Source organism: uncultured Flavobacterium sp., from assembly GCF_963974175.1.
GTDB lineage: Bacteria > Bacteroidota > Bacteroidia > Flavobacteriales > Flavobacteriaceae > Flavobacterium.
This window is the reverse complement of the sequence record NZ_CAXBBR010000006.1, coordinates 244,984-252,500: the sequence shown is the minus strand read 5'-3', so window position 1 is coordinate 252,500 and position 7,517 is coordinate 244,984. Positions and strand designations below refer to the sequence as shown.

Annotated in this window: 7 protein-coding genes; 3 read left to right on the top strand and 4 right to left on the bottom strand. The window is 34.4% G+C overall.

Translation table 11 applies throughout. The annotated features are described in order from the left end of the window. Positions 1 to 314: 314 nt before the first annotated feature. Positions 315 to 1,550: an FtsX-like permease family protein gene (locus AAC069_RS11840; RefSeq protein ID WP_339920679.1), complete on the bottom strand. Its 1,236-nt coding sequence runs from the start codon at positions 1,548 to 1,550 to the stop codon at positions 315 to 317. Between the two features lie 86 nt (positions 1,551 to 1,636). On the opposite strand from AAC069_RS11840, the gene AAC069_RS11835 reads away from it, so the two are divergent. Continuing rightward, positions 1,637 to 2,935, top strand: a complete 1,299-nt coding sequence (locus AAC069_RS11835) for a DUF1343 domain-containing protein (protein WP_339920678.1) — start codon at positions 1,637 to 1,639, stop codon at positions 2,933 to 2,935. A 28-nt stretch (positions 2,936 to 2,963) separates the two neighbouring features. Here the strand turns inward: AAC069_RS11835 and AAC069_RS11830 are convergent, their stop codons facing one another. Next, entirely contained in the window at positions 2,964 to 3,458 is a 495-nt protein-coding gene (locus AAC069_RS11830) for a YkgJ family cysteine cluster protein (protein ID WP_339920677.1), read from the bottom strand. Positions 3,459 to 3,529: 71 nt separating this feature from the next. On the opposite strand from AAC069_RS11830, the gene AAC069_RS11825 reads away from it, so the two are divergent. Together AAC069_RS11825 and AAC069_RS11820 are read left to right on the top strand one after the other, a co-directional pair. Then, positions 3,530 to 4,237 (top strand): class I SAM-dependent methyltransferase, encoded by a 708-nt coding sequence (locus AAC069_RS11825; RefSeq protein WP_339920676.1) that lies wholly within the window; start codon positions 3,530 to 3,532, stop codon positions 4,235 to 4,237. 71 nt (positions 4,238 to 4,308) lie between these two features. Beyond that, positions 4,309 to 4,854, top strand: coding sequence for a YfiT family bacillithiol transferase (locus AAC069_RS11820; RefSeq protein WP_339920675.1), 546 nt, complete (start codon positions 4,309 to 4,311; stop codon positions 4,852 to 4,854). A 73-nt stretch (positions 4,855 to 4,927) separates the two neighbouring features. Here the strand turns inward: AAC069_RS11820 and AAC069_RS11815 are convergent, their stop codons facing one another. Next, entirely contained in the window at positions 4,928 to 5,560 is a 633-nt protein-coding gene (locus AAC069_RS11815) for a 7-carboxy-7-deazaguanine synthase QueE (protein WP_339920674.1), read from the bottom strand. 260 nt (positions 5,561 to 5,820) lie between these two features. Next, the gene (locus tag AAC069_RS11810) at positions 5,821 to 7,497 is read right to left on the bottom strand and encodes a tetratricopeptide repeat protein (protein WP_339920673.1); all 1,677 of its coding nucleotides are present in this window, start codon (positions 7,495 to 7,497) and stop codon (positions 5,821 to 5,823) included. Positions 7,498 to 7,517 lie beyond the last annotated feature (20 nt).

The following is a 7,517-nucleotide window of genomic DNA, read 5'->3' as shown; positions in this document are numbered from 1 at the left end:
ATGATTTCAACATGTGACAACTGGATTATCAACCTTCCTTTTTACACGATATAAAGCATCCGCCTAAATGCCCTTATACTCAAAGACATCTAATCGTCCTTTTTTAAGTTGTGTTTTTCACTTCTAACTTAAAACCACGTACCTCTAACCTTCTTTAGTTTGCGTTAGGGATAGTAGTGAAAAGCCCACAGTCGCGTCTTTTGGGACGAGACGAGGACTTGCAGCGGATAGCCTGACCCATTATAAAAAAAGAGGCTACTCCTTATATAAGGTATAGCCTCTTTTTTTTTAATGGGAAACGCCCGAATAATCTGTTAGTCGAAACGAATTGCTTTAACCGGTGAAATTTTGGTTATTATATAAGATGGAATTAGCAATACCAAAAAACAAACACTTATCGTAAGTCCGTTTAATAATAAAATATACCCCCAATTAAGATATACCGGCGCTTGATCGACATAGTAATTTTCAGGATTCAGTTTGACTATTCCGAAATATTTCTGAATTAGCAAAATCGCTATACCAATTAGATTCCCCCAGAATAATCCTCGAAGAATTAAATAGGACGCATTGTACAGAAATATTTTACGGATACTCCAATTGTTAGCCCCAAGCGCTTTTAATATTCCAATCATCTGTGTTCGCTCCAAAATAAGTACCAATAACGCCACCACCATGTTTATTGTGGCAACTAATATCATAACTATTAATATGACAATGATATTGAAATCAAACAACTGAAGCCACTCAAATATATAACTATACTTTTCGATGATAGTTTTCGTGTCAAGCGTAGATCCCGTTTGCTGATACACTTCTTCACCTACCGATTTTATGTTATCAAAATCATCTACAAACACTTCGAATGCTCCTACCTGATCCGCTTTCCACTTATTAATGCGTTGCATATGGCGTATATCCCCTAATACATAGGTCGCATCGAATTCCTGAAAACCAGAATTAAAAATTCCGACAATTTTAAATCTCCTGATATTAGGTAGTTTATTCTGACCTTCTTTCATGAAAAAGGTATTAAACGCATCTCCTACTTTAAGTTTTAACCTATTAGCGAGGAATTGCGATAGTACCACATCTTCATTTAACTTTTTAGAAAAATCAGGCAGTTTTCCTTCAACAAGATACTCCTTTATATTATCCCACTTGTAATCACCTCCTACTCCTTTAAAGACGATTCCTTCAAAAGCATTTTCGGTTCGAATAATACCGGCTTTACTGGCGATAGCTTGAATATGATTTATCCCTTCTACAGTATTAAATTTGGGATAAAAATTTTGTTTTTTCGAAATGGGAACTAAGGTGACTTCGGATTGATTGCTATCATAATTAGAAATACTAATATGCCCATTGAAAGCGGAAATTTTTTCCCTGATTTTTTGTTGTAGACCAATTCCTGTCGCCACTGACACAATCATCATCACCATGCCGATGGCAATGGCCGAAATTGCAATTTTTATAATAGGTGCAGATATACTACTTTTATAATCTTTAGCAGTTATAAGTCTTTTAGCTATAAAGTATTCTAAATTCAATTTGATTAAGTATCTGATTTGGATCCAAAAATACAGCTAAAACACGAATAACGCTAATTGCCACTAATTTTATTCTAATCTACTATATGATTTCAATTTTCAAAAATATTCCATTAGCCATTATTCTAACAGTAATTTTACTTTCTTGCTCCAGCTCAATCAACAGAACAAAAGTATTACAACAGGACAAACCGAAAGATAGTGTCGCAGTCTCCTCTATCTACTCCAAAGAAGCAACATTACCAGATAAAGTTATCGAAATACATTCGATTAAAACCGGTGCTGATAATCCTGAAAAATATCTACCTCTTTTAAAAGACAAAAAAATAGGAATAGTTACCAATCAATCAGGTATCGTTCTATTAGAACAATCTCCTATAAATATCGAGAGTAAAAAAAAGCAAATCCATTTAGTTGATTTCTTATTAGATCAAAAAATCAATATCCAAAAAATATTTGCACCAGAGCATGGCTTTCGAGGCACTGCAGATGCTGGAGAACATGTTGTCGACGGAACGGATTATAAAACTGGATTAACTATTATCTCGCTTTACGGCAATAACAAAAAACCAAATTCAGGACAATTAGCCGGAATCGACATTATGATTTTTGATTTGCAAGATGTGGGAGCTCGATTTTACACTTACATCTCTTCACTGCATTACATAATGGAAGCCTGTGCAGAAAACAACATCCCTTTAATCATTTTAGACAGACCCAACCCTAATATAAGTATTGTTGACGGGCCAATTCTAGAAAAAGAGTTTAGCAGTTTTGTAGGAATGCATGCAATTCCAGTTTTGCACGGACTGACTATTGGCGAATATGCCCAAATGATTAATGGAGAGCAATGGCTAACAAACGGAATCAGTTGCAAACTAACTGTAATCCCATGTTCTTTTTATAATAGAAAAATGAAATACAGTCTACCTGTAAAACCTTCTCCTAACTTACCGAACGATCAATCTATCAATCTATATGCTAGCCTGTGCTTTTTTGAAGGAACAAATATTAGTGTAGGAAGAGGAACTGAAAAACAATTTCAAATTTACGGCTCCCCTTATTTGCCAAAAAGCAATTTTAGCTTTGTCCCAAAACCAAATATGGGAGCACAAAATCCAGTTTACAATGGAATAACCTGTTTTGGCGAAGATTTGTCCTCACAAACTGAAATACACCAACTGGAATTGAAATGGCTGATCAAAGCGTATAATAACACAACCGACAAATCAAAATTCTTTAATCCGTTTTTCACAAAACTAGCTGGAACACGCAAGTTGCAACAACAGATCGAAACCGGAGTATCCGAATCTGAGATCAGAAAGAGCTGGGAGAAAGGCTTAGACCAATTTAAGAAAATGAGAAAGAAATATTTAATCTATTAGAAAAGACATAGCAAATTATTTGCATTGCCTACAACGGCAATTTTTTCTTCATTTCTTCTACAATATTAAAGGCAGCGGGGCAAATCGCAACATTCTTCAAAGTAAGATCTGTTATTTGCTGAAACTTCTTTCTATCAGTGTGTGGAAATTCTCTACATGCCTTTGGTCGCACATCATAAATCATACAAGCATTCTCTTGGTCGAGAAAAGTACAAGGTACACTTTGCAATACATAATCTTGATCTTCATCAACACGAAGATATTGCGCTATAAACTGCTGCGGTTTTTGTTTAAGATATTTCGACACCCGTTCAATATCGGCTAACGTAAACAAAGGCCCTGTAGTTTTACAACAATTAGCACATTTTAAACAATCCGTTCTTTTAAATTCAGCATCATGCAAATCTTGCATTACATAATCTAAATTTTTAGGCGTCTTCTTTTTAAGCTTATCGAAATACTTTTTGCTTTCTATATGCTTATCTTTGGCTTCTTTAGGAAGATTGTTTAAAATGTGTTTCAAGTTTAAAGTTTAAAGTTGAGTACAAAAGTAACAAACTTGCAACCTGAAACACGAAACTTTAAACAAAAAAGATGAAAGACCTTTTTGGCAAAGCCATTCTAGATTATCAAACAAATAATTCTCCTGAGGATTTAATTACAGAAACTACTATATCTGAAGAAGACGAAATGAGTGTTGCTTATTTATTTCGTTCCTACAAAGAAATGCCGACAATGGAACAAAAAGCCCTACAGCTTGCCAAAGGAAAGATTCTGGATGTAGGTTGCGGTGCAGGAAGCCATAGTTTGTACTTACAGAACGAATTGAATTTAGAAGTAACTGCAATAGACATTTCGTCAAATGCAATACAAGCTTGTTCGCTTCGTGGAATCAAAGATGCGCGTGTACAGGATGTCATGACATTAGAAAATGAAACATACGATACGATTTTATTACTGATGAATGGCGCAGGAATGTGTGGAAAACTAAAAAATATTCCAAATTTCCTTATAAAACTAAAATCACTATTGAATCCAGGCGGCCAAATTTTATTAGACAGTTCTGATATTATATACATGTTTGATGATGATGAAGACGGAGGAAAATGGATTCCATCTGACAATGAATATTATGGGGAAGTAGTTTTTAACATTGGCTACAAAGGTGAAAAAGAAAAACCTTTCAACTGGATGTATATTGACTACAATACTTTGCAAAATGCAGCTTTCGCCAATGACTTACAAGCTGAATTAATTCTTGAAGGAGAACATTATGATTATTTAGCGAAGCTTTCAATTTAGAAGTTACATACAAAAAAAAAGAAAAATAGCACGCGATATGCAACCATTCGAATAAATCTATAAATAGTAAAATGGAAAATTCATCATTAGAAAAATTACGTTATCCGATCGGACAATTTACAACTCCTACTATCTACACCGAAGACTATCTCTCTGAAAAAATATTTGAAATAGAATCCTTTCCTGCTAAATTAAAAGAGGAAACACTTCACCTAACAACTGACCAACTCGACACGCCCTATCGTAAAGACGGCTGGACCATTAGACAGGTAATTCACCATTGTGCCGACAGTCATATGAATTGTTATATCAGAATAAAATGGGCATTAACGGAAGACAATCCTGTAATAAAATCGTATTTTGAGGAACTTTGGTCTGATTTTAATGACAATTTAACAATGCCCATCGCCGCCACAATAGCACTACTAGAGGGCTTACACTTTAGATTAGCGTATATTATGAAAAATTTATCTGAAATAGATTTAGAGAAAACCTTTACACATCCAGAGCATAATAAAATTGTATCGATAAAAGAACAAATAGGAACGTATGCATGGCATGGAAATCACCACCTAGCACATATCACTGAATTAAAAAAGAAAAGAAACTGGAGTTAATTAACTCTGTTAATTGAATGAAAAAAGCCAAATAACAATTGTTATTTGGCTTTTTTCATTCACTCTCAATTCTCTAAGGTATATTAAGATATTTATGTGTTTGAAGCGATACCCTCCATTTCGGGTTATTCATAACATAGTCCACGATAAGCGGAGTCATTTCTTCCTTCTTACTCCATTCTGGCTGAAGAAATAAAATCGCGTTACCATTTACTTTTTCTGCTTGTTCTTCCGCAAAAATAAAATCATGCTTGTTATATATGATAACCTTCAATTCATGTGCATTGTCATAAACGGTTTCTGTAGGTAATTTATTCTTCTTTGGCGAAAGACAAATCCAATCCCAAGTACCGGTTAGTGGATAAGCACCTGAGGTTTCAATATGAACCTTTCGTCCATTATCCTTTAGTGTTTGTGTCAACAAGGTCATATCCCACATTAATGGCTCGCCTCCTGTCACGACGACTGTTTCAGCATATTTTTTTGCATTATCCACAATTTGATTAATGCTTGAAGGCGGATGCAATTCTGCATTCCAACTTTCTTTAACGTCACACCAATGGCAACCTACATCGCAACCTCCGATTCTCACAAAATAAGCAGCAGTTCCAGTGTGAAAACCCTCTCCTTGAATTGTATAAAACTCTTCCATCAAAGGAAGCATTGCGCCTTTATTAACTTCTAATTGTATTTCTTTTGATAACATTATTGTAATTTAAAATGCAAAGATAGGTCATTTGAAAAGGACTTAAATTAATATTAACAAATTGATTGCGCGAAATTAAAAACTCGAGGTACTAAAACACAAAAATGAGCAGTGTAACTTTCACTATTAACAGTTCCGAACCCACCATAAATTCACTTAGTCCAGAGCAAGCAGCTAAACCGCTTTCCTAACGAAAAGTAATTGCATAAAAAAAACCGATAGTTTTTCAACTATCGGTTTTTACTATAAAATAATCCTATTTATTTTTTCTTAAGCATCTCCACTGATTGAAGTGCATATCCATTTGCAGGATCTATAGCAAGTGTTTTATTAAAGAATTCAATAGCCTTAACTTTATCAGTGTTTGCATAACCTGCAGCCATTGTATTGTAAGCCTCTATTAATTTACCCTTCACTGCAGCCTTAGCCATTTCTTCAGGACCTTTCTTAGTTACAATATCAATATACTGTTGGTAATAGTTAATCATTTGTGCATCGTCTCCTATCAACGTATTCGTTCTTGCGCGATAAACATAAGCATCTTGAGTTGCTGGTGATGCTTCAATTACATTTCCAAAAGCAATATCTGCTTTTCTTAAAGCAATAATATCTTTCACTGCACCAGCTTTTGTATTGTCAAAATAAATTGAGTTACCTAAGTAGAAATTGTCAAGTAAGAAATTTTTAGATTCTTTATTTGAAGTTGATATTTCAAAAACTGAAGCAGCCTCTTTATATAATTTTTGCTCATAAAGCCCTTTACCTGCCTCGCTTAAATCATTCACAACAGCACTTTCCATAGCAACTGCTTTCTTGATAAGTTCAATTCCTTTATTAAACAATACCGGCTCTGCAGCAGTTACGTCAGCACCCATAGTAGCTTTTTTAATATTAGCTAAACCTAGGTATAAATAATCTAGAGAAATCACACTATTAGTAGTATTTGCAGTATAATCTTGTAACGACTTGATAGCTACGTCCACATTATCATTATAGTAAGCAGAATAACCTAAATAACGTAAAATTCTAGGATTGACTTTATCAATCTGTTTCATTTTTTCAGCTTCAATCTCTAAAGCTTTATAATCGTGCGCAACAATCAAGAAGTCAGCGTGACGCATACGTGAAGCCAACGAGTAATCAGTAAGACTCATGTATTTTTCATAATACGACAATGCTTCTTTCATATATTCATCATTTCTAGAAGGAACATTAAGTGCCCAATAGTAATATGTTTCAGCTAATTCACGATATAGTGGTCCGTAATTAGGGTTCGTAGCAATAACATCATTAAAAGCTTTTACAGCCTCTGTGTATGCTTTAGCTCCTTTAAGCAAAACACCTAATTGCATTTTTGCTCTAATCAACGAATTGTCAGCTTGAAAAGCATTACGGTAAGCTGAATAGGCAGCATTTTGGTTTTTATCACCATAATGTGCATCTCCAAAAGCCAAAAGTACTTGAGGCTCCGCTGCATTTCTCTCGTTAGCCAGGTTTAAAGTTTGAAGCGCTGCTTTAAAATCAGGTTTATCAGCATTCATGTAAGCACGAGCGATATACACATACTCTCCAAAATCCCTTCTACCCATTTCTTTTTTAGCTAATTCAAATTTAGCTTTTGCCGCAACAACATCACCTTTATTAAGGTCCATTTGCCCTAACCCAATATAATTAAAATGCTCATCATTTTTAGCAGTTAAACCATTTTGATAAGTTAGTTTAGCTGAATCCGATACCTTTTGAGAAAGATATATGTTTCCTAAAAGAAAATACGCTTTACCTTCCGATGGGTCAGATTTGATTATCGATTTTAAAGTCGATTTAGCATTTTCAAATTGTTCGGCGTCAATTGCTTTTTTAGCTTGATCTATATCCTGAGCGTTCATTACGGATACCGTGGCCAGAAAGGCAACACTTAAAATTTTAAATTTGTTCATTTTAACTTTATTTGATTTAT

What these genes read in the sequence shown, in the direction of transcription:
- AAC069_RS11835 (WP_339920678.1), top strand. Translation starts at nt 1,637, where the DNA reads ATGATTTCAATTTTCAAAAATATTCCATTAGCCATTATTCTAACAGTA.
- AAC069_RS11825 (WP_339920676.1), top strand. Translation starts at nt 3,530, where the DNA reads ATGAAAGACCTTTTTGGCAAAGCCATTCTAGATTATCAAACAAATAAT.
- AAC069_RS11820 (WP_339920675.1), top strand. Translation starts at nt 4,309, where the DNA reads ATGGAAAATTCATCATTAGAAAAATTACGTTATCCGATCGGACAATTT.
- AAC069_RS11815 (WP_339920674.1), bottom strand. Translation starts at nt 5,560, where the DNA reads ATGTTATCAAAAGAAATACAATTAGAAGTTAATAAAGGCGCAATGCTT.
- AAC069_RS11810 (WP_339920673.1), bottom strand. Translation starts at nt 7,497, where the DNA reads ATGAACAAATTTAAAATTTTAAGTGTTGCCTTTCTGGCCACGGTATCC.